Source organism: Acinetobacter sp. ANC 4654 (assembly GCF_002135425.1).
GTDB lineage: Bacteria > Pseudomonadota > Gammaproteobacteria > Pseudomonadales > Moraxellaceae > Acinetobacter > Acinetobacter kyonggiensis.
This window is the reverse complement of record NZ_NEGL01000015.1, coordinates 21,818-45,118: the sequence shown is the minus strand read 5'-3', so window position 1 is coordinate 45,118 and position 23,301 is coordinate 21,818. Positions and strand designations below refer to the sequence as shown.

Genomic DNA, 23,301 nt, shown 5'->3' with positions numbered 1-23,301 from the left:
GAATATGCTCCTATTTTAGTTATTTTTAAATGAAGAAAATGGGCTTGAACCCGAAGCTGTTGAATTTGTATTTTGTGCTTTTATTGCTGTGGTAGAGGCTTTCACCGATGTTTTTACTGGAGATATATTTATACTTTTTGCTCGACTAAGCTGCGGTTTCTTATTGTTCGAATAATGAGATGAAGAAAGCTTTTTGGACGCTTCTTTTATTGATTTTTTATTCTTTGCTATACTTTGCATCTCAACTTTAGATGCTGAAGCATCGAGTATTCCTAGCGATGTACGAATACTCTCTGATAATTGTTTTGCTGCTGGATAGGTCATTTCAGGACTTAAATAACGCAATTCATGATTACGCATATGCTGTAAAGAACTTTGTGCAATGCCTACTCCTGCAAGAAAAGAGACATCTGTAAGTGCAGTATGCTGAATATTTTGCTTGTGTAAACTGTCTACCAGTTGTAATGCTTTTAAATTTTTGCCCAGTTGCTGAAATTTTTGTGCGGCTTGAATAGACAACTCATTCTTTAATTCAATGTTTTTCTTATTCTTTTTATCACAAATTTGACTATAAATATTGAGTAAGTCTGGATCTGTTTCATCAATAACCAAAGGATAATCTTGAATACATCCTTTTTTAAGTTCAATTCGATGATCATCCGCGAATGTGAATTGACTCACCATGATCATGACAACTAGGGATATAAAAAATATACTTTTATTCAAAGTCTGCCTCTACTCTAATTATTCTAAGTTTAAAATTTAATTATTAGTATGAGCAAAATCACTTTCATGATTTCCCCAGTTTTATTTCAATTTTTATAATTTCAAATCAACGCTGCGAATTTAACAAAAAATAGTGATACTAAGTCAACAAAAATATTAACAATAACTGTCAATATTTGACATTTTTTATAATTTTTTTGTGTAAAATAGCAAAATAAATCATATATATTTTTTGATTTTTCAAAAAAATGTGTAGAATACGCCAAATGCTTTCACACATAAAAATATAAATTATTGTTTTTAATAAAAATTAAATTAAAACTGATTACGTGATGAAAATACAATAAAAATTAATTGTGATTTTATAAAATTGAGTGTCATATGAATAATTTAAAAATTTTGATTACAAAATTATCTTCTAGTGCCCGTATAGCACTGGAAAAATCAGCCAACAGCTGTATAGCTCAACACAATTATGAAATCGAAATTGAACATTTCTTTTTAGAATTACTACAGCAAACTGCAAAAAATGATTTGCAACTTCTTTTAGAAAAATACCAAATTTCGACAAATGATTTAATCGATGACTTGAAACAAAGTATTTCGCAATTACCGAAAGGCAATAGCCGTACCCCAATCTTTGCAAAATCAATCATTCATTTATTCGAACAAGCTTGGTTATTGGCTTCAGCTGAACAAAAACCAGTGATTCGAAGTGGGCATTTACTGATTGTTTTATTAATAGCTTCTGATCTTTATCAAATTGCAGTGCGTGCTTCAAGTTTGTTTGACCTGTTCCCTATTGATCGAATGAAACATCATTTTTTAGAGATATGTTCACACAGTATTGAACATTTATCTGAACAAGATTTAAGTAATAATCATCCAATAAAAGACAATAATCAACCTGAGCAAACTCTAAAACAAACGCCAGCTCTAGATCAATTTACCAGTAATTTAACTGAAAAAGCCAAAAATGGTGAAATTGATCCCGTGATTGGTCGTGAATTTGAAATTCGCTTGCTGCTCGACATTTTAATGCGCCGTCGTCAAAATAATCCTATTCTAACGGGTGAACCTGGTGTAGGAAAAACCGCAGTTGTTGAAGGTTTAGCGCTTAAAATTGCCAATAATCAAGTTCCAGATGCTTTAAAAAATGTACATTTACATGTTCTCGATATGGGCTTGTTACAAGCAGGTGCCAGTGTTAAAGGCGAATTTGAAAATCGTTTAAAACAAGTGATTAGAGAAGTTCAAAATTCAATTCATCCTATTATTTTATTTATTGATGAAGCGCATACCTTAATTGGTGCAGGTGGGCAAACTGGACAAAATGATGCTGCAAACTTACTAAAACCTGCTCTAGCACGCGGTGAATTACGTACCATTGCTGCAACCACATGGGCTGAATATAAGCAATATTTTGAAAAAGATGCGGCATTAAGCAGGCGTTTTCAAGTCGTTAAGGTTGAAGAGCCAACTGAAGCTGTTGCCATTGATATGTTACGGGCAATGATTCCTGTCATGACAAGTCATTTTAATTTACAAATTGATGATCAAGCGATTGTTACAGCCGTACAATCATCTCATCGGTATATAAGTGGACGTCAACTGCCAGATAAAGCCATTAGCGTACTTGATACAGCAGCTGCACGTGTTGCATTAACGCAGAATGCGCAACCCGTAAAGTTAGATCAACTGCAAGCACAACGATATAACTTACATCTTGAACGTGAAATTCTGCAAAATGAACATAAAAATCGTCCCATTCATGATGAGCGTTTAGCAGAATTAGGTCAGAAAATTGGGGATTTAGATACTGAAATTACCAATACTGAACAACAATGGAAAGCCGAACTTAAACTTGTTCAACAGATTCAAGCTATAGAACAACAAAAACAGTCTCCTAAATACTTAAATCATAACAAGGAAGCGATCAGTGCCCTTCGTCAACAATTGGCTGTTCTACAAGGAACAACAGCACTGGTATTTGAACGAGTTAATGCACAGATTATTAATGAAATTATTTCAGATTGGACGGGTATTCCTATAGGAAAAATGGTCAGTGATGAAATCAAGAAAATTTTAACTTTGCAAGATAAACTTGCTGAACGTGTAATGGGACAAAATTATGCTTTACATCAACTTGTACAAGGTATTCAAACATCTAAAGCAAAACTTGAAGACCCGAATAAACCACAAGGCGTATTTTTATTGGTTGGACCGAGTGGCGTAGGTAAAACAGAAACAGCTCTAGCACTTGCCGAGGAATTATATGGTGGAGAATCTCATTTAATTACGATCAATATGTCTGAATATCAGGAAGCACATACGGTCTCTGCATTAAAGGGAGCGCCTCCGGGTTATATTGGTTATGGTCAAGGCGGTATTTTAACAGAAGCTGTTCGTCGTAATCCATATAGTGTTGTATTGTTAGATGAAATTGAAAAAGCGCATAGTGATGTTCAAGAATTATTTTATCAAGTTTTCGATAAAGGCATGCTTGAAGATGGTGAAGGTCGTTTAATCGACTTTAAAAATACCACCATTCTTTTAACCTCTAATGTCGGCTCAAGTGCAATTATGCAGGCTTGTTTAAACTTACCTGTTCAGGAGTGGCCAACAGCAGAAGTATTAATTGATCAATTGAAACCGATTTTATATCAAAAATTTAAACCTGCATTTTTAGGTCGTATGCGTGTCGTGCCTTACTTCCCTTTGTATGATGATTTACTGGTACGTATTATTCAGCATAAATTAGCTAAAATTACCGTTCGTTTAGAAAAACAATATGCCAGCAAAGTCACTTACAGTGAAGAATTGATTGAATTACTGCTCAGCCGTTGTACTGAAGTTGATAGTGGTGCACGTAATGTAGACCATATTCTGAATGCTTCAGTATTACCTGCTTTGGCAACGAGAATTTTAGTTTGCTTAGCAGAACAAAAATTACCAAAACAAATATTTATTGATGTTCAGGCCGATGAAATTGTCTATCAACTCGATCCTGTCATGAAAACCATAAAAAAACGTAGTACTAATAAAAGTAAAGCTATAGAAGCATAAATTAAAATTTATAAAATAGTATAAAGGCATAATATGAGTTTAAAGCTCGAACCATTATTAAAAGTCATCTCAGATGAAGCCCCTTGCGGGATGGATTGTTCATTTTCAAATGAATTTCATGCGATAAAAAAAGCAAAATCTCAAGATGATCCTTTGCTAGATCAAGGTGATTGGATTGCGGAACCGAAACTGGCCGATTGGCAGTTTGTCAATGCGAAATCCATTGAGCTATTAACTGAGAAAACCAAAGATATTCGGTTATACAGTTGGTTAATTGAAGCATGGTCAAATCTATACGGTTTTGCAGGCATAGCTAAAGGTCTAGAACTTACCCATCTTAGCTTAAGTAGTTTTTGGGCGTTATTACATCCAGAAATTGAAGATCAAGATTTAGATCAACGTCTAGGATTGCTACAAGGGTTAATTAATCAATTACCGATACTAATTAAGAGTATTCCAATTTCAAATGCTTTGCCTTTTTATTCTTTAATTGATTATGACAGCTTATTACATCAACAAAATTTATGCCGTAAACAGACTGAAGATCATAATCAAGTCCAAGCGAATGCATCAATTGAGCAATTTGAACAAGCTCTGATTAATACGTCAAAATCCTTTCAATATCAAAGTTATCAAGATTTTTTAGCAATTTTAAACCAGTGGGACATTTTAAAAAATGTACTGAATGGCTTAATGAATATAGATGCACCCAGTTTTGCATCCATAGACTCACAATTGGAATCAATCCATAGCAGTTTAAAAAAAATATATAAAACGGATGTGATTGGTTTACAAGAAATTGTGCCAAATCAGTCTACGCCTGTTCTTACAACAGCCATATCGACCGAAACGATTCAAACACCTTTTGATCAAGTAGCCACAACGAAACCACAAAACTTTCAACCACAGGCTCAAAATCATTTGAAAAATCGTGAACAAGCTATGCATGTTTTACAAGAGATTGCCGATTATTTCAAAGTTAATGAACCTCATAGCCCTGTGAGCTACATGCTACAAAAAACCATTCAATGGAGTCAGTTACCACTGCATGAATGGCTAGCTCAAGTGATTAAAAATGAAAATCCTTTAGAAATGGTAAATGAGCTTTTGGGTGTACAAAAAAATATGAATGATACAAATAACGATGGGTAAATTTAATGTTTAAAGCAGAAAAAATTCTTTGGGGCGAAGGTTTATTTTTACGTCCACAACATTTTCAATTACAAGATGCCTATCATGAACAGCGCTTGAATCATATCATTCGTGCAACCATTCCATTTTCGTATGGTGTGCAATCCATTGCATTTGATGAAGTACAATTAAACACCCATGTTTTGGCTTTAGAAAAAGTGGAGATGATTTGGCAAGATGGCGAGATTTACCAAGCACCTGCACGTGATTTATTACCCAAACCAATTCAGCTTGATGATTTAAATCTACGTGGTGAAATGACGGTTTATTTGGCTTTACCAATTATTCAACCTCACAAAAAAAATATTTCTTATGATGAAAGTGCTCAACCGAGCCGTTATCACTCACATTTAACAGAAACTCATGATTTATTTACTGATGCTACAGTAGCGGATATCACCTTATTAAGGCGCCGTGCAGAATTTAAAATCTTTGAATCCAGTATTGAACCGAATCATGAACTAGCTGGTTTCTTATATTTGCCAGTGGCTAAAGTGAAACGTCAAAGTTCAGGCAGTTTTGAATTAGACCATAAATTTATTCCGCCGATCTTGCATATTGAAGCATGTGAAACGCTCATTTCAGCGTTAAAACGCACTTTAAATATAATTAAGGCAAAAATTAAAACCATTCAAACCAATAATCGTGAGAATGAACAAAAAATCATTGAATTTCGCTCAGGAGATATTGTTTCTTTTTGGTTAGTCAATGCCTTGAATACGGCACATGCAACATTGAATCATCTTTTGCAATATCCACATATTCATCCAGAACGCTTATTTTTTGAATTATTACGTTTGACGGGATCTCTGCTTACCTTTTCTACTGCCTATGAAGTCGACCAACTCCCTGTTTATAAGCACCATTATTTACAAGAAAGCTTTTCACAATTAGATCTTATTTTACGGGATTTACTCGATACGATTATTTCAAATCGCTATATCAGTATTGCTTTAAAAGAAGTTAAACCATCTTATTGGCTAGGAAGTCTAGAATCAGACAAAATTACACGAGACACACGACTTTATATTGCAGTTTCAAGTGGCATGATGAAGTTTCATGACCTTATTCAATTGGTTCCTCTTCGCTTTAAAGTGGGAAACTCCGTGGATGTTGAACAACGTGTTGTTGCGGCACTTCCTGTAATTCCTTTACAGCACTTAATGCAAGTTCCTACCGCAATTCCGATCCGTTCTGGTGTGAGCTACTTTGAAATTGAACCCAATAATGAGTTGTATCAACGAATGCTCGATGCTCAATCGATTTGTATTTATATCCCCGCAGGTTTCCAAGATATTTCAATTGAACTTATTGCGGTAATGAATAGCTAAGGAAGCAGGCAATGAATATAAATAATACGGTACATTCGCTTTTTGAAGATGGATTGATTGGTATAGGCCTAAACCCTGCATTGGCACAATCAAAAATGAGTAGTGCAACCAATCTTATTGATTTATTACATGATGGTTTCTATATTGTTTTTTTATTGAAGCAGCAATATATTCCGTCTAATGTTGATGAATTTCGGGATAAAATTTCAAACTTATTAAATCATTTTGAAAATCAAGCACGGAAGTTACAATTTTCGGCTGATGATATTCATGATGCAAAATATGCCTACTGTGCCTTACTTGATGAAACAATCGTTACTCAACAAAGTGCTCAATTCTTTGATCTACAAAATAATTGGATGATTAGTCCATTACAATTAAGTCTTTTTGGTTCACAACTTGCAGGCTATCGTTTTTTTGAAATCTTAGAATTTCTTCGTAGCCAAGGTAAAGATCGACTAGCCGCTTTAGAGGTTTTTCATTACTGTATGTTGCTTGGCTTTTATGGGAAATTCCGCATAGAGTCTATAGAAAATCTAAATCATCTGGTGATCCGTGTAAGTGATGAAATTGACTTTTTAAAAGGTAAAAAAACTTCTTTCTCGCCATTTTCAGCCTTACCTGATCATATTAAACATATTATTCATCGTGAATTACCCTTTTTTTGGATTTTAATATTTTTGATCCTTTTTGCTTTGTTGTCATTTATTGGCTTAAATTTTATGCTTTTAAAGCAAAATGATCAGGCACTTTCTAAATATCAAAATATTATTAGCCCACCTATAGAACAAGCCTATATCACCATCCATTTACCATAAAGAAAATAAAAAATGGCAAACAAGAAACAAAGGTCTTTAAGACTATTACAACCTGTAAAAAAGAGAAATAATTTACTCGTTTGGTATGCAGTTTCAGGCTTCTTTATTGGTGCTATTTTTAGCTTAATTACTGGTTATATTTATTTAAATAGTCATGAAATTCAGAAACCTTTAGCAGTAATTAATACACATCCTTCTGAGCAAAAAGTTTTAGAGGAACATGATGATTCTATTGCTAGCGTTTTAGAAAAAGATTCAACTCAACAGGAGATTATCCATAATGATTCATTTCTTAAAGATGAAAATATTAAGCATACTGCTGAGTTTCCACAGCCTCAAAATATGGATTTGAAGCAGGCTTTTTCACATCATCGTGATTCGAAAAAAATAACTTCAAATTTAAATAATTTAAAGGACACGGTTAAAGAACATCAAATTACTGCGAAAAATATTGCTGATCCCAAGGTAGCATTAAAAACAGAAACAGCTAAATTGACATCAGCGAATAAAGTATTAACAACACAAAACAGGGAAAAAGAAAGTAACTTACTTAAAGAAAATACTATTGCTGTAAATGAACCCCCTCAAGCTTCTGTACAAATCACAGTAACGAGAACACCAATCGTCTCGAAAGAAACCGCCGTGTCTCCATGATTATTGCTATTTTTATTGGTTTTATTTTTGTTTCAAGCAGTTTGGCCTTATTATTTTCTTATGAATTACGTCATAAAGTACAAGATTTTTTTGTCATTCTTATTCCACAAAGTAAAAAGCAGCTTCATTTTTCCAAACAGTTTATCCAACAACTCAATGATGCAGCTGCACCTGAGCAAGTTCAATCGCACTGGCATTTACAGCAATGGTGGGTTCTTATTTCTGGATTTTTGTTATTTAGCAGTATCTTAATTTTTGCTTTTACACGACCCATTAATCCCACCAAAATTGAAGCAGACTATTTAAGAGACGTTGATCCTCAAATTTATAGCTTGCTTGATGGACAAATGTTGTCTCCCCCAGCGGAGGTAAATGCATCGTTAATTGAAGAAGCAATTCTGGCTGAAAGCCAGCTTGATACACAATATAGTGTGCAGGCTGAAACATTTAATCCCAATATTGAAGATCTGCATATTCAACATTTACACAGTGATATTGCTTCTGCTGATCGTAAATGGCATAAAATGAATCCGCGTTATAAACAGCGTTTACTCATGGTCTTTAAAATTATGCAAGAACGTCATGGTTATGAAATGGTTTTATTAGAGGGTTATCGCAGTCCAGAACGTCAAAATTTATTGGCGGGTAATCGTCATATTACCCGTGCAAAAGGTTTCCAGAGTTATCATCAATTTGGTTTGGCTGCCGATATTGCATTCAAGCGTAATGGTAAAGTGGTTATTTCGGAACGTGATCCAGACGTTATGAAGGGCTACCAATTATATGGTGAAGTTGCTGAATCTGTGGGTTTAACTTGGGGTGGTCGCTGGAAGTCCATTCAAGATTATGGTCATACTGAATATCGTATGCCCGGACTAAGAAAAACAGCTGAAATGGCCGAGCAGTTAACTTCAGAAGGTCAACTGCTGACTCATGATATTCCTTAATTTAAGAGCAGCAGCTCAATTAAAATAAAGCTGCCACTTAAAATTTAATTTAAATATTCTTTGATTTGATCAAGTACTTGTTGGGTCTTTTCTGCATGTAACCAATGCCCTGCATCTGCTACAACTTGAATTTTAGCTTTTGGAAATTGTTGTTCAATTGCTGCAAAATGTTTAGTTGTACTGATATATGCAGATTCTCCACCTCGAATGAAGAGTGTTTCTTTGTCGTATGGTTGGATAGTATCCCAATGTAAAATATCAGAATAATGGTTAAATAAGGCATCGACATTAAAAAGCCACCGACCTTGAGCAAAAGATTTCATTAAAAATTGAACAACCATTTCTTCATGTAAATATTCACGCATGATTTGGCTTGCTTGTAGACGATTTTCAACTTTTGCATTGTGTACTGCAAATAATGCTTTAAAAATTTGGTCATGGTGGTTTTGAGTGTAGGCAAATGGTGCTATATCCAAGATAACCAATTGCTCAATCCTCTCACCTGCTTGATGAACCAATTGCATCGCAATTTTGCCACCCATTGAATGACCAATGACAGAAAATTTTTCAATATTGATGGAATCAAGTGTATCTAAAATATCTTGTGCCATTACGGCATAATTCATTTCATCTGAATGCGTTGAAAGCCCATGATTACGGACATCTATTTGAATGACGGGATGAGAGTTATAAAATTCGCGCGCAAGCATCGCTAAATTACTTAAACTACCAAAAAGACCATGAATAAATACAATAGGTGTTTTTTCGGTTGCTATTTCATTGGAATGAATTTGATAATTTAAAAGCATAAATTTCTTTTAACAATTTAAGGTTGATTTATATTTGATGATAATAGGAATTTAATCAATTGCTATTTTTTAAAAAATATTATTTTTGCTTAGGCTATTTTGTAGCATATTTAAAATATTTATAAAAAATAGTTGGTTTATCTAATCAGCACCGTAATTTAATAAGTCAAATGAGCAGCTTCTCATTTCAAAAAATTAGAAATATTCGTTATTTAAAATAATTAAATGGTAGTTTTAAATAACGAATTCCATTGCCTTCTGGTTCAGGGAATTTTCCGCCATTCATATTAATCTGAATGGCAGGTAAAATCAGTTTAGGCATTGCAAGTGTGGCATCACGGCGATTACGCATTGCTACAAATTCAGCTTTTGTTGTTTGATCATTAATATGAATATTTTTGCCCCTCTGCGCTTGAATACTACTTTCACAGCGATATTGATGTCGCCCTTCAGGTAAATAATCATGACAAAGAAAAACACGAATATTATCAGCTAACTGATAAAGCATTTTGACCGAATCAAATAAAACTGAAGCACTGCCCTTCGGAAAATCGCACCGTGCTGTTCCATAGTCAGGCATAAATAAGGTATCACCAACAAATACAGCATCACCAATCACATAACTTAAACATGCAGGCGTGTGCCCAGGCGTTGGTATGTTATATGCAATTAATTCACCAATTTTGAACTGTTCATGATCTGCAAATAAATGATCAAATGCTTGCTGGGCGTTGAAGTGCTTAATGTCTAAATTATAAATTGAACTAAAAGTCTCTTGTACAATAGCAATTTTCTTACTCATCGCAATTTGACCACCTAAACGCTCTTTTAAATATTGTGATGCGGTTAAATGATCTGCATGGACGTGTGTTTCTAAAATCCATTCTACGCTTAGGCTATTTTCTTGAATATAATTAACAACCAAATCAGCACTTGTGGTTTTCGTTGTTGCAGATGCAGCATCATAATCTAAAACACTATCTATCACGGCGCATTTTCGACTGATAGGATCAACCACGACATAACTAAAGGTATTGGTCTGCTCATCAAAAAAATGCTGTACCAGAGGATGTTGTGTCATGAATTTCTCCCTGTCCATTTATGATGAATCAATAAACCCGCGAACATCGCGATAATAAAATAAATCGCCTGATAGTAGCCTAGACCAATTAAAGTTAAACTTGGTGCTGGGCAAATACCCGCAATCCCCCACCCGATTCCAAAAATTGAACTCCCTATCAGCAAGTTAGAATCGATTGTATTATTTTTAGGTAAATCAATCGCCTCGCCATATAATGTTTTGGGTTTATTCTGATGTACCACTTTTTGAAATGGAATAAATGCGACAGCAATCGCCCCTAGCATCACAAATGCAAGACTTGGATCCCACTGACCGAATATATCAAGGAAATTTAATACTTTTTCAGGGTTAGACATGCCTGAAAGAATTAAACCTATTGAAAATAATCCGCCAAACACAAAAGCCAATATGTTTTTCATTTTAGAATGCTCCAATGATATGACGAATGAGATAAACCGTAACAAATCCAGCAAACATAAAAGTCATGGTTGCAATCATAGAGCGTTTAGAGAGTCGACTTATTCCACAAATACCATGTCCGCTGGTACATCCAGAACCCATACGCGTACCAAACCCCACCAATAATCCTGCAACAATCATCATCAATGGGCTTGCATTGAGTTCAATATTTGGCGTTTGTACCATGCCATAAAAAAATGGCACTACAAATAAGCCCAATAAAAACCACAGTGCAGGCGTCTTAAATATCGTTTGCAAATTTAACACTTGAGCAATTAAACCACTAACCCCTGCTATACGACCATTTACATATAAATAGCCCACAACAGAGAGACCTAAAAGTGTTCCACCTAAAAATGCGAGTAGGAAGTCGTGCATGATAGAGTGCTCCAAAACATTATATATTTATATAATATATTTAAAAATATATCAAGTGCCGTAACTTTATGGATCATGGATTGAGAAGTTTATTTTATTGACATCTTTTAGAAGTTTGGTTGATTTACCTCATTAGAAAGAAGCTATATTAGCCAACGCTTTTATACTTAAATTATTTTAATATGTACGCGGCATATACAATACAAAGTATGGTTAAATTTTGTTTAATGTATTGAAGACCGTTTAGAAATCCAGACTGATGCCACTGACTAAGTCTCCTAATACATCAATTAAATCACTGCCTAATTCTGCTAAATCAAATACATCTAATCCTGAAGTAACATCTGTATTGTTATTCTTGCCTTGTTGCTCTTGCTCAATCTCTTTCACATCAAGATCATCCATAATTTCTATCTTTTCAGAAGACTGAATATTTGTCATTTTATCTAACCCTTAGTTATTGATTTCGTAGTTATTATTTAGTTTTATGAACCATATTTTATAATATACCCAATGTTATTTGTCTTTAAAGATATTTTTTATTCGTCTATGAATTCTTTAAGTACTTTTTCTGCAAACCACCACGGTAAATGCAGAATATCTGGGTTCATTTTCAAGGTTTCTGCTGATTGAATCTCGGCAATAAATGCAGCTTTTTCGCCATTTGAAGAATTATCAAATAAATACGCTCGATCACTGGCATCTACTGCTTGCATTAATAAATCCATACTACGGTAATAGCGTTCTACAATCTTTTTTTCAGGCACAGGATGACCACCTACACTCACTCGATACTGAACTCGAGCAATATTAATCAGTGGATCGACAGTCGATACATAATACAAATAGGTTTTAAAGCCTTGGCGCTGCGCCTCTTGTAGAAACTCTACTTTAGAAATATGTGACATCACTGTTTCAAAAGTAAAACTAATCTTTAAGCGTAAAAATTCTAAGCGAATATAATCAATGATACGCGCACAGAGATAAGAATCTATTTCTGTGCTAGCGAATTGAATGTTGTAGTCATCCAATAAAATAGGATCGAGTTTCAATAAAGGAATGAAATCCCCAATTTGAGTTTGAGGACGCTTTTTTTGCTTTAAAAAAGCCATCAAATCTTGTGCTTTTAACGCAGAATGATAAACCATCAAATTTAATTGATGAGTCGTATTCAGCATTTGTTCTAATTCATCAGCATTTAAATAAGCCCCAATATGATGGGGCAATAAATATTCTTTGACTGTGCTTTTTCCAGACCCATTAGGACCAGCAAACATTCTTATTCTTGGTTGAGGCATTAAGTTATACAGCAGCCTCTTGTTTTTTCTTACGTTTTAATATTTTAGGAAGATGATCAACCGTGACATAGCATTGAGATAAGTCTTGAAGAACAGTCTCAACTCCATTTACTTCACGTTGTACAAGTTGTTGCTCTTTTGCGTAAACGACGGTCGCAACCGAACATGCTTTGTTAAAGGCATGACGAAAGGCATGTATGGCAAGTTTAGGAATCATATCATCCTCATATTTGCTTGCCTTCATAAGGCTGTAATAAGCTGTCATAAAACAACTCCCGTTACACAATTCATATTTCCATCTTATATTAGCACAGTGCAAATAATTGTCTATTTATACACCAACACAGAAATGTAACGGCTGACTGGATAAATTCGCTATTTAATCATGTTGTTTAAGTAAAATTGTGAGATCTAACTCAGATTCTTAAAAAAAGAAAAGCCACTTATTTAGTGGCTAAAAATAAAGAACTATCTAAAAAATTAACCTCAGTACACTCTGGAAAATATCGAGACCAAAATTTTAGACTTAATCTTCTTTCCAGACATCTTCATAATCTTCACGGTCAATCATAAAACGAAAACCTTCAGCCAAAGCTAAGTACGGTAACACTTCAGGCAAAATATCTTGAAGCTCTCGAACGGTCATGGTTTGGAAAAAATCCTCACCGTCTCCAAGTTCCCCACCATAAATAAACCAAGCAACATTTTCTTCTGTTTCAGGCTTTTTACGAATACCAACAATCGGTTCTTGATTTAATGTTTCTACAGCAACTGCAACAACATCATCACCACTCACTTTAATATAGGCAGAATCAAACTCCTCACACAATAACTTTTGTTCTGCGATGAGTTCTTCTAAAGGAGATTTCTGGATCATTGCTTATACCTTGCTACATAAAGCTGAATGCTGCATTTTATCCTAGATTATAAATGTGTTGGCAATCTTTTTATTTGCATGGTTTTTTGCTAGTCTTGAAAAAGTTACAAATTCAAGACTAAAAATGAAAGTAGAAGATTCAGGCATAATAGAACATCAACACGGCGGTAAGCGCAAAAATGCAGGACGCAAAACTCACTACCAAGAAAAAACAGTGGTTATGCGTGTGCCAGAGTCCAAAGTTTTAGAAATAAAAGCATGGCTCAAGCCAAAACCTGAAGATGATTTGAGTCAGAAAATTGAGCTGCAAGCAATTCGAAATCAAACAGCATTAAATATTCCTTACCCTTCTATTGATGATTTCTCCTCAACAGCTCAAGATTACACAGAAGACTTTATCGATTTAAATGAATATTTGGTGCATAACCCATTAAGTACATTTGTATTACGGGTAAACTCACTGTCCATGAAAAATGCAGGTATAGACCTAGATGATCAAGTCCTGATTGATCGTAGCTTAACCGCAGGACACGGCGATATTGTTCTGGCATTAATTCATAATGAATTTACCTTGAAACGGCTGATGAAAGAAAAACAACAACGTGCCCAAACCAAGATTTGGTTAAAAGCAGAAAATCCTGATTATCCTGATATTTATTTACGCGATGAAGAACAATTAATTATTTGGGGCGTTGTGACCTGTATTTTAAAAAAACTGAGATAATGAAATTGTATGAATAAAATTCGTCTTTTGAGTTTTGATGCCGATTAAGTTGTTTGGACTACTGTTTTACCACATTGTTTAGTAATGTTAATTTCATTAGCCATACCCATATTTTATAGCCGATTGATTCTCTTTCAGTAAACACCCCATCTACTCTCGAGATACGATTAACTGTAACTACTCAAGCCTATACGACTTTAAAGATCGTCAATTATACCCATTTGATTATCCGAATGATCAACTAAGCGCTTTGTTAGGCTTTCACTCTTCCTTTTTTGAAAAAGTTACAAATTCAAGAAGCCAAAAAATAGAGAGATCATACTTGAATTTAAGCAATGTTAATTTTTGTACAAAGCAATAGCCCTCTATCTCACACAATAATAAAGGTGACTCTGTATATCTGAGTAACAAAGCCAAAAGCTTAAAAATAGGTATGACGGTTTCTTTTGACTGAATTAAAAAGGAACTTTTAAATGAATTGATCGTAAAATCAGCGAACAATTGCCCAATAATGAACTTTATAATAGCGATAACATAACTTTTGCCAATGAACATCATCTCATGCAATCATTTTCAATCACCATGTGCATGCTATTCATGAACTAAAAGGTCAATCCATTGTTCCTCAAGATAGCCATATTCCTTCAAAAGAATCCTTTTCATCTAGACCTTTTACGTTTATTTTGCATACAAAGATGATTATAAAATAAACCTGCATTTTCATATAAACAGCGCATATTTAGCATTTAATCGCACAACAATCACTTTTTGCATATGTCGATATTTCTTTAGAAAAGAATACGAAATCGCCCACTACAAAGACAGTATTTCTTACCCCTTAAAACTTAAACACACAGCTTATAACGCACATAAATCAAAACCAAAAAAACTACAATAAGCATATGTTTTATTTTAAAAAATTAAAAATTATTTAACATAAAGGTCGTATCTTTGCTCTTTAACCTAAGCAACCAGAACAACACAATGCTTATGACTTATACTAGACATGAAAACGTCGCCAATAGCATAATGACTGAATAAAAGCTGATTAAAATAAAACATCTCTTTATCTTAAATTGCATATAAGTATTTACCACGGCAACCATCAACTATGGAAAATGATGCAGTAAGATCAATTGCTACCGACTGAGAAGACATTCAAACCTTTGATAACCGAGTAATAGCTGTTACACAATTTACATGAACTGTTTTGGTCAATTCGGTTTAGAATATAAAAACAAAGAATAATCATAAAAATTGTCATTTTTTAACATTGCCATTTCCTTGCAAAGTTCTCAATATATAGCGCTGATATGACACATATCCTCTACTTCATTTTAACGAAATTATAAAAAAAATGTAGGATTTTGTGCCATAATGAGGCAACTTTGCAGACATCTTGCAAAGTATTATTGCAACTTAGAAATGGAGCAAGCTGAATGAGTTCGACCATTTTGGTCATTCACGGACCGAATCTTAATTTACTAGGCAAGCGTGAACCTGAGGTTTATGGACATCTCACCCTTGAGGACATAAATCAGCAGCTCATTACACAAGCTCAAAAATCATCTATTTCGTTAGACACTTTCCAAAGTAATTGGGAAGGTGCAATTGTTGACCAAATTCATCAAGCCGGGCAACACGGCGTGCAATTTATCATTATTAATCCAGCAGCATTGACACATACGTCTGTTGCAATACGCGATGCCCTTCTTGGTGTAGCAATACCATTTATTGAAGTTCATTTGTCTAATGTTCATGCTCGTGAAGCATTTAGACATCATTCATATCTATCCGATAAAGCTGTTGGCATAATTTGCGGTTTAGGTGCAAAAGGTTATTCCGCTGCACTCGATTATGCCATCGAAAAAATTCAACCTACTACGCAATCATAATTAGGAATACTGTCTCATGGATATTCGTAAAATCAAGAAACTCATCGACCTGATGATTGAATCTGACTTACAAGCGATAGAAGTTAAAGAAGGTGATCAATCCATCGCATTAACTCGTCGTAATCCTGTGGTTGCGGCAGGTGTTCAAGCCATGCCTACGGCTGTTGCAGCTCCTGTAGCTAAAACGCCGCGTGGCGCTGTAGAAACTTCACCGATGGTCGGTGTGTTCTATTCTGCACAAAGCCCAGGTGAAGCGCCATTTGTTAAAGTGGGTCAAACCATTTCTGCGGGTGAAACTTTAGGGATCATTGAAGCCATGAAAATCATGAATCCAATTGAAGCAACCCAGAGCGGTGTTGTTGAAGAAATTTTAGTGAAAAATGGTGAAGTGATTCAATTCGGTCAAGCACTTTTCCGCTATCGCGCGTAAAACCACGGGGATTTATAATGTTGCAAAAGGTATTAATTGCAAACCGGGGTGAAATCGCTTTACGCATTACCCGAGCTTGCAAAACTTTAGGAATTAAAACCGTTGGTATTTATTCCGATGCCGATAAAGACCTCATGCACCTTCGTTTTGTTGATGAAGCAGTATGTATTGGTCCGGGTGCAAGTAGTGAAAGCTATTTAAACATCCCAGCAATTATTACTGCTGCTGAAATCACTGGTGCAGATGCAATCCATCCAGGTTATGGGTTCTTGTCTGAAAATGCTGAATTTGCGGAAATTGTAGAAAGCTCAGGCTTTATCTTCATTGGCCCTCGCCCTGAACACATTCGCTTAATGGGGAACAAAGTTTCTGCCATTACAGCAATGCGTAAAGCGGGTGTTCCAACTGTTCCGGGTTCAGCGCATGCCGTAACAATCCACAATGCATTGGCTGAAGCAAAAGAAATTGGCTTCCCGCTGATTGTCAAAGCCGCTTCAGGTGGTGGTGGTCGTGGTATGCGTATTGTTGAACGGGTTGATACATTACTTGAATCAGTTCAAGCAGCACAGCGTGATGCGGAAATGTGGTTTGGTGATGATACTGTTTACATGGAACGCTTCCTCCAAAAACCACGCCATGTAGAAGTTCAGATTCTAGCGGATGGTAATGGTCATGCCATTCACTTATTTGATCGTGACTGCTCTTTACAACGTCGTCATCAAAAAGTGCTTGAAGAAGCGCCAGCACCCGGCTTACCTGAACAAGCACGTGCTGATATTTTAGAAGCTTGTGTAAATGCATGTAAACTAATGCAATACCGTGGTGCAGGCACATTCGAATTCTTATTTGAAGATGATGAATTTTTCTTTATTGAAATGAATACGCGTGTTCAAGTTGAGCATCCAGTCACTGAAATGGTCACTGGTATCGATATTATCGAGCAACAGCTTCTCATTGCAGGTGGTCTTGGTCTTAATATTCAACAAGAAGATGTTGAATGTAATGGTCATGCCATGGAATGCCGTATCAATGCAGAAGATCCAACGACCTTCTTACCATCACCAGGTAAAATTGAACATTTCTATACACCGGGCGGTGCAGGTATTCGTTTAGATTCGCATATCTATCAAGGCTATAGTATTCCACCTTACTATGACTCAATGATTGCTAAACTCATTGCTCATGGTAAAGACCGCAAAACGTGTATTGCGCGGATGAAACAAGCATTAGAAGAAATGATCTTGACTGGAATTAAGACCAACATTCCTTTGCATAAAGATCTGATTTTAGAAGATGAAAATTTCTGTTCTCAAGCAATGGATATTCATTATCTAGAAAAACATTTGCTTCAGAAATTAGAAGGTCATGTTAAAGAAGGATCTTAACTTAACCTTCTTTGCTATAAAAAAACCGCTCTTTAAGAGCGGTTTTTTTATATGCTTACAGCAACTAAGGTAAAATACGGCGTAATGTAGCAAAACATTGATCTGCTTTTTCACTGCTACAAAAATTAATGGTTGATGGATTTTTCCACTGCACGAAATATTGAGAAATTTCACCTGTTTGGTCTTCGTTATAACCAGAACAATCAACTTCATTGTTATCGTATTTTACTTGTAATATCAGCGCTGGTAACGCACTACGTTCTTCTTGGGATGATTGATAGTCATAAATACCCGATGACCATTCTTGTCCACTCTTGATCACCACATTGTTATTACTTTTAAAATTATAATATTCAATACATTTCTTATTATTTGCTATTTGCATGCCCCACAAACCAACAATTTCGGGACGCGTTACAATACGAATAGGATTCGAATCTTCAACTCGATCCATTTCTTCTGTTGCAACAACTGCTTTGTTCTCATTTGCCATCACTACAGATGAGCACAATATGAGAAAAATCGTAAGATATGTTTTTTTCATACATCATAAGTTCAATGATAAAATTTCTAAATACAACTTAGCATGTTTTTATGAAAACCCAGTATTTATCAACCATATTACAACAATATATTTATGTTTTAGCCATGCCTTTAAATCGATTTTAGTCTGTGCTGGGCAAAGGAAATTTTAGCGCAATACGTCCATAAATTTATTCTTTTCAACTCAAAATTAAATTCAAAAAAATATCAAAACTAGAGAGCTAAACGAATTCGATTCTCTGCTGAATCAGTACCATTATTAAATCAACCATGCTGATGAAGCTATCTACAATCAAAGGCCTTCTAAGGCTCATCCGATCTATCTTGCTTCTTCATATAAAATCGCTTACAACAACAGAGACTTATATTAAAATAAAACAAGGGCTAGTAATGCAACTTTCTGAATATCTAAAATATGATGGGCTAGGATTGGCCGAATTGGTGGCAAATAAAGAAGTTTTAGCTTCAGAATTACTCAATTTGGCATTGGAGCGTGCCGCAGACACGAATCCCCAATTAAATGCCATTATTATTCCGATGTATGACTATGCAGAGCAAAGAACCAAACAACAATTAACGGGTCCATTTGCTGGTGTACCTTTTTTAGTGAAAGATTTATTTCAAGAATATGCAGGTTATCCTACTTCATATGGCTGTAAGGGCTTAAAACGAATTCATCATATTGCTGAACAAAATTCTGAAATTGTCAATCGCTGGGAAAATACAGGGATTGTGACCCTTGGTCGAACCAACACGCCAGAATTTGGAATTAAAGGAATTACTGAACCAGATGCTTGGGGAACGTGTCATAACCCTTGGAATTTAAGACACAATAGTGGTGGATCTTCAGGCGGATCGGCTTCCGCAGTTGCTGGTGGTATTGTTCCCATTGCTGGCGCTGGAGATGGTGGTGGTTCTATTCGTATTCCTGCATCTTACTGTGGCTTATTTGGATTAAAACCGAGCCGTGGTCGAACGCCTTGGGGCCCACACATGAGTGAAGCGATGCATGGGGCGGCAGTTCAACATGTGCTGACCAAAACAGTTCGAGATAGTGCAGCCATGCTGGATGCGACACACGGCGCAGAACATAGCTCCTTGTTTAAAATTGAACATCCTCAAAGTCCTTATTTAGACATCATTCAACAGCCACCTAAACCATTAAAAATTGCTTTTAGTACTCACTCACCTATCGGTACGCCTATTTCCAAAGATGCAATTGCAGCAGTTCAACATACAGCGAAATTATTAGAGTCATTAGGGCATACTGTGGTGGAAGATACACCACCTATTGATGGTATGGCACTAGCCAAAGATTTTATTACCACGTGGTTCAGTCAATTTTCTTATGTTCTTGAAAAAATTAAGCAACAACATCAAGCGAAAAATAGTGATTTTGAACTGGATTCATTGGCACTTGCAGCATTTGGAAAACAAACGACAGCGCTTGAATATATTCACAATCTCAACAACTGGGGCGTGTATGCGACAAAAATGAATCATTTTTTTGATCAATATGATTTGTACTTAACACCAGCAACCGCGTCTGTTGCACCTAAAAACGGTGAAATTAAATTACCTCACTGGCAAAAACCCATTTTGAAAAGTTTATTAAAATTAGGCAAGGCACATTTATTGGCTCAAGGAAAATTGGTAGATCGAATTGTAAAAGAAAATTTAACATGGGTTCCTTTTACACAATTAGCTAATATCACTGGTCTGCCAGCAATGTCTGTTCCACTGTATTGGAATGCAGACAACCTACCTTTAGGTTCGCAATTTATTGCACCTTTTGCCCGAGAAGATGTATTACTACAACTGGCAGCTCAACTTGAACAAGCACAGCCGTGGTTTAATCGTTATAGTCAAATTCAACTCTAAAAAATAGTCACACTATATTTACGTTATTAAGCTTTTTAGGCTTGTTGGATATGTTTTGGAAGCCAGCGAACAAACAACAAGCCGATAAAAGTTGCAAAGCCAGCAATAATAAAAATCACTTCCCCAGAGATAAGTTGCCAATATCGGCCTGCTAAGATACTCCCTAAAGCCACACCTAAGCCCCACATCGTGCTGTACATGGCTTGCCCACGTCCTTGCTGCCCTATAGAAAAATTTTGGAACACAACACGCATGGCAATCATATGAAATAAGCCAAAACTAAAAGCATGAATGGTTTGTGCTAAAAACTGAGCAACAAATGAGTTCGGCAATAGCCCAACAATCATCCATCTGATGCCAGTCAACACCAAACAAAGACTCACTAAATAGCGCCAAGAGAATCGGGTTAAAAAAACATGTGCAAAAGAGAACATGATAATTTCAGCAACCACCCCAACCGACCACAAAAAACCGATTTCAGTGGTGCTAAAGCCAACTTGGTGTAAATAGTTACTATAAAAACTATAAAATGGCGCGTGAGAAAACAATAAAACAAATTCAATTGCAAAAAATGCAGCAACAACAGGTCTTTTTAAGATTGGTAACAATGGCTCTAACTGCTGCTGTGATTGAGGTGCTGTAGTCGGCTCTTTGATCGTGAAAGACCAAATAAATGCCAAAAATGCAATACATAGCAACATAATAGGCAGCATCGAAATTGGCACGATTTCAAGTAAAGCCCCTATGCCAAAAACAGCAACAATAAAACCGATAGAACCCCATTTTCGGACTTTTCCATAAAGTTGGGTGCGTTTTTCAGCTAACCAAAATAAAGTCACCCCTTCAAATTGCGCTAAAATGGCATTTTGAAAAAAGCTAAAAATAAGCATCAGTAATGCAACCGATTGAAATGTATTTGGAATGAGAAAAATCATGAACCAAATACAAGCTTCAACCCAAGTCGCAATACGTACCAACAACATTCTTTTGCCAGACTTATCCGCTATCCAACCCCAAATAAATGGCGCAAAAAAACGTGTCACAATGGCTATAGAAGATAAAAGCCCTATTTCTTGATAATTAAAACCCTGATCTTCTAGATAAAGGCTCCAAAATGGCATGAAGGTTCCTACTATCGAGTAGTAGAAAAAGTAGAATCCTGCAAGGCGGTGATGAATAGGTAGGGAGAGCATATGATTGTAATCAGTTGTATTTTCAAAGAGTTAATAAAATAAAGAGTTGTATAGGTTTGTACTTAAAAGTACTCATTTGCAGTTCAACTGTATACAAATGAGTATACAAATCTTTCCAATCTAAATTATTACAAAATTTGTATACTGCTCAAAAACCACTCTTTTTCAAGAACCCATAATACTCTGCTATACATTTAATATCTTTTAATAAAATATGAATACTTGGCTCTACTTCTACATTGAACACACTGTGAAAGCGGTTGATCTTTTAAAATTCATAACTCAAAAAATTGGAAATAAATAATGAAAGTATCTGAGATGACTTATGAGCAATTACCGACTGTCTTAGCTAGCGCTCTGAAAGTTAAAAATGTGCCAGTGCTAGACTGGGGAATTATGCTGAAAGCTGATTAAAAAAGAAAAATCAGTTTGATAAGATCGTATTCAAGATAGATAGTATTTTATGTTGGTCCACGTGCTGATAGCAAAGAAGTTGAGCAAACAGCAGATACCGCCATTGAAGCTATTGTGAAGTGCCACATTGAGAAAAAATTGGGTAGTGAGATTTAAGGAGAAACATGGACTATGAAGATGATTTTTATGATCAGGAAAAGATCAATGCTATCAATACAGCCAAAGACAATATTAATCGCTCGGATGATCATTTTTTGGAGGTATCAGAGTCAATTTGTGCAGCAGAGCCTCATTAAACTTTGTGGTTTAGATTGGACAGCTCCGAATATCGGTGATATTCGTAAACAACAATTTGTAGAAGACAAAGACATATTGACATTACGATTCGATATCAAAAAAGTAGTGGCAGTCTCCATCTACTTATTTACAGTATCAGATTGAGGTTTTTAGGTGAGTGGAAACGTAAAAAACATCAACCTGAATATCGTCGACAATGGCATTACATATTGGTATAGATGTTGAAAACCCTTCAAATACGAGCTGTTCAACTTACCACAAACAATGTGAGCGATTCTCAGATGCTAGGTGATTTACTCAAGTAAATCCCTAAAGATGAGCGAATTGATTCCGTGTATACAGATGGAGCTTATGACACGAAATACTGCCGAGAAGTTATTGCAGGATCTGCAAGCACATGCAGTCATTCCACCTAGAAGAAATGCTAAGCCATGGAAAGACAAAAGAGCGAGATCAGTGGAGAGAAATAAATTACTGAAAATGGTCAAACGTCTAGGAAGAACAATCTGAAAAAATGGTCGGGCTATGATCGTCGAAGTTTGGTAGAAACCAAGATGCATTGCATCAAATTATTGGGAGATAAACTCAGTGCAAGGAACCTCCAAAACCAAGTCAATGAAATTCATGTACGTGTGGCAGTATTAAATAAATTTACGGAATTAGGCCGCTTTAATTTTTAAATTTCTGTGCAACAAAGCCCTGGGCTCTTCAAATTCAATTTTTCACTGACAAAAATACTATCATCTTTATAAAGTAATTCGGTTTCTATCTAATCCTGACATGGGTTGCCGCCAAAAAAATAAGGGCTGATTAATCAGCCCTCATCTTATACCGCTTATTACTTAATTTTCAAAGTAAAGCATAGCTTTACTCTTGCGCTCGGAGGAAGCAGTGCTTCCTTTAT

23 protein-coding genes and 1 pseudogene are annotated in these 23,301 nt (G+C 35.5%); 13 read left to right on the top strand and 11 right to left on the bottom strand.

Annotation, left to right across the window (positions count from 1 at the left end; genetic code table 11):
• Nucleotides 1–15 precede the first annotated feature (15 nt).
• Nucleotides 16–684: a hypothetical protein gene (locus tag B9T24_RS16100; RefSeq protein WP_143223768.1), complete on the bottom strand. Its 669-nt coding sequence runs from the start codon at nt 682–684 to the stop codon at nt 16–18.
• 423 nt (nt 685–1,107) lie between these two features.
• Between B9T24_RS16100 and tssH the strand changes: the two genes are divergently transcribed.
• The 6 genes from tssH to B9T24_RS16070 are packed head-to-tail and all read left to right on the top strand — an operon-like array spanning nt 1,108 to nt 8,733.
• Nucleotides 1,108–3,792 (top strand): type VI secretion system ATPase TssH, encoded by a 2,685-nt coding sequence (gene tssH, locus B9T24_RS16095; RefSeq protein ID WP_086166718.1) that lies wholly within the window; start codon nt 1,108–1,110, stop codon nt 3,790–3,792.
• A gap of 33 nt (nt 3,793–3,825) precedes the next feature.
• Nucleotides 3,826–4,944, top strand: coding sequence for a type VI secretion system protein TssA (tssA, locus tag B9T24_RS16090; RefSeq protein ID WP_086166717.1), 1,119 nt, complete (start codon nt 3,826–3,828; stop codon nt 4,942–4,944).
• 5 nt (nt 4,945–4,949) lie between these two features.
• Nucleotides 4,950–6,314, top strand: coding sequence for a type VI secretion system baseplate subunit TssK (tssK, locus tag B9T24_RS16085; RefSeq protein WP_086166716.1), 1,365 nt, complete (start codon nt 4,950–4,952; stop codon nt 6,312–6,314).
• An 11-nt stretch (nt 6,315–6,325) separates the two neighbouring features.
• Nucleotides 6,326–7,132: a type IVB secretion system protein IcmH/DotU gene (icmH, locus tag B9T24_RS16080; protein ID WP_086166715.1), complete on the top strand. Its 807-nt coding sequence runs from the start codon at nt 6,326–6,328 to the stop codon at nt 7,130–7,132.
• A 12-nt stretch (nt 7,133–7,144) separates the two neighbouring features.
• The gene (locus B9T24_RS16075) at nt 7,145–7,786 is read left to right on the top strand and encodes a hypothetical protein (RefSeq protein ID WP_086166714.1); all 642 of its coding nucleotides are present in this window, start codon (nt 7,145–7,147) and stop codon (nt 7,784–7,786) included.
• On the top strand, nt 7,783–8,733 hold the full coding sequence (locus tag B9T24_RS16070; protein WP_086166713.1) for a M15 family metallopeptidase: 951 nt from the start codon (nt 7,783–7,785) through the stop codon (nt 8,731–8,733). Before B9T24_RS16075 ends, B9T24_RS16070 begins: the two co-directional genes overlap by 4 nt.
• A gap of 44 nt (nt 8,734–8,777) precedes the next feature.
• Here the strand turns inward: B9T24_RS16070 and B9T24_RS16065 are convergent, their stop codons facing one another.
• The 8 genes from B9T24_RS16065 to B9T24_RS16030 all read right to left on the bottom strand — a co-directional run bounded on the left by B9T24_RS16065 (nt 8,778) and on the right by B9T24_RS16030 (nt 13,635).
• A complete protein-coding gene (locus B9T24_RS16065) occupies nt 8,778–9,542 on the bottom strand; it encodes an alpha/beta fold hydrolase (RefSeq protein WP_086166712.1) in 765 nt (254 codons plus the stop codon).
• 208 nt (nt 9,543–9,750) lie between these two features.
• Nucleotides 9,751–10,623: an MBL fold metallo-hydrolase gene (locus B9T24_RS16060; RefSeq protein ID WP_086166711.1), complete on the bottom strand. Its 873-nt coding sequence runs from the start codon at nt 10,621–10,623 to the stop codon at nt 9,751–9,753.
• On the bottom strand, nt 10,620–11,042 hold the full coding sequence (locus tag B9T24_RS16055) for a DUF6691 family protein (RefSeq protein ID WP_086166710.1): 423 nt from the start codon (nt 11,040–11,042) through the stop codon (nt 10,620–10,622). Before B9T24_RS16055 ends, B9T24_RS16060 begins: the two co-directional genes overlap by 4 nt.
• Nucleotide 11,043: 1 nt before the next feature.
• Nucleotides 11,044–11,460 carry a YeeE/YedE family protein gene (locus B9T24_RS16050; protein ID WP_086166709.1) on the bottom strand — a complete coding sequence of 139 codons (417 nt, stop codon included), beginning with the start codon at nt 11,458–11,460 and terminating at the stop codon, nt 11,044–11,046.
• 243 nt (nt 11,461–11,703) lie between these two features.
• Nucleotides 11,704–11,901, bottom strand: a complete 198-nt coding sequence (locus tag B9T24_RS16045) for a hypothetical protein (protein ID WP_086166708.1) — start codon at nt 11,899–11,901, stop codon at nt 11,704–11,706.
• Nucleotides 11,902–11,999: 98 nt separating this feature from the next.
• Nucleotides 12,000–12,758 (bottom strand): zeta toxin, encoded by a 759-nt coding sequence (locus B9T24_RS16040; protein ID WP_086166707.1) that lies wholly within the window; start codon nt 12,756–12,758, stop codon nt 12,000–12,002.
• Between the two features lie 4 nt (nt 12,759–12,762).
• Complete coding sequence (locus B9T24_RS16035) at nt 12,763–13,023, bottom strand: hypothetical protein (RefSeq protein WP_086166706.1); 261 nt, start codon at nt 13,021–13,023, stop codon at nt 12,763–12,765.
• Nucleotides 13,024–13,284: 261 nt separating this feature from the next.
• Entirely contained in the window at nt 13,285–13,635 is a 351-nt protein-coding gene (locus tag B9T24_RS16030; RefSeq protein WP_004648987.1) for a hypothetical protein, read from the bottom strand.
• A 124-nt stretch (nt 13,636–13,759) separates the two neighbouring features.
• Here B9T24_RS16030 and B9T24_RS16025 point away from each other — a divergent pair, with 124 nt between their 5' ends.
• The 4 genes from B9T24_RS16025 to accC all read left to right on the top strand — a co-directional run bounded on the left by B9T24_RS16025 (nt 13,760) and on the right by accC (nt 18,069).
• Entirely contained in the window at nt 13,760–14,359 is a 600-nt protein-coding gene (locus B9T24_RS16025; protein ID WP_086166733.1) for a LexA family protein, read from the top strand.
• 1,439 nt (nt 14,360–15,798) lie between these two features.
• The gene (gene aroQ, locus B9T24_RS16015; protein ID WP_086166704.1) at nt 15,799–16,254 is read left to right on the top strand and encodes a type II 3-dehydroquinate dehydratase; all 456 of its coding nucleotides are present in this window, start codon (nt 15,799–15,801) and stop codon (nt 16,252–16,254) included.
• Between the two features lie 16 nt (nt 16,255–16,270).
• Complete coding sequence (locus tag B9T24_RS16010; protein WP_086166703.1) at nt 16,271–16,684, top strand: acetyl-CoA carboxylase biotin carboxyl carrier protein; 414 nt, start codon at nt 16,271–16,273, stop codon at nt 16,682–16,684.
• 17 nt (nt 16,685–16,701) lie between these two features.
• The gene (accC, locus tag B9T24_RS16005) at nt 16,702–18,069 is read left to right on the top strand and encodes an acetyl-CoA carboxylase biotin carboxylase subunit (protein WP_086166702.1); all 1,368 of its coding nucleotides are present in this window, start codon (nt 16,702–16,704) and stop codon (nt 18,067–18,069) included.
• Between the two features lie 64 nt (nt 18,070–18,133).
• Here accC and B9T24_RS16000 read toward each other — a convergent pair whose 3' ends face one another.
• A complete protein-coding gene (locus B9T24_RS16000) occupies nt 18,134–18,562 on the bottom strand; it encodes a hypothetical protein (protein ID WP_413772576.1) in 429 nt (142 codons plus the stop codon).
• Between the two features lie 440 nt (nt 18,563–19,002).
• On the opposite strand from B9T24_RS16000, the gene B9T24_RS15995 reads away from it, so the two are divergent.
• On the top strand, nt 19,003–20,493 hold the full coding sequence (locus B9T24_RS15995) for an amidase (protein WP_086166700.1): 1,491 nt from the start codon (nt 19,003–19,005) through the stop codon (nt 20,491–20,493).
• A gap of 35 nt (nt 20,494–20,528) precedes the next feature.
• Here B9T24_RS15995 and B9T24_RS15990 read toward each other — a convergent pair whose 3' ends face one another.
• Nucleotides 20,529–21,686 (bottom strand): MFS transporter, encoded by a 1,158-nt coding sequence (locus B9T24_RS15990; RefSeq protein WP_086166699.1) that lies wholly within the window; start codon nt 21,684–21,686, stop codon nt 20,529–20,531.
• Between the two features lie 578 nt (nt 21,687–22,264).
• On the opposite strand from B9T24_RS15990, the gene B9T24_RS17320 reads away from it, so the two are divergent.
• Together B9T24_RS17320 and B9T24_RS15985 are read left to right on the top strand one after the other, a co-directional pair.
• On the top strand, nt 22,265–22,396 hold the full coding sequence (locus B9T24_RS17320) for a hypothetical protein (protein WP_265733465.1): 132 nt from the start codon (nt 22,265–22,267) through the stop codon (nt 22,394–22,396).
• Nucleotides 22,383–23,077 (top strand): annotated as a pseudogene (locus B9T24_RS15985) (IS5 family transposase); the annotation flags it as partial. The gene B9T24_RS17320 and the pseudogene B9T24_RS15985, both read left to right, overlap by 14 nt.
• Between the last annotated feature and the right edge of the window lie 224 nt (nt 23,078–23,301).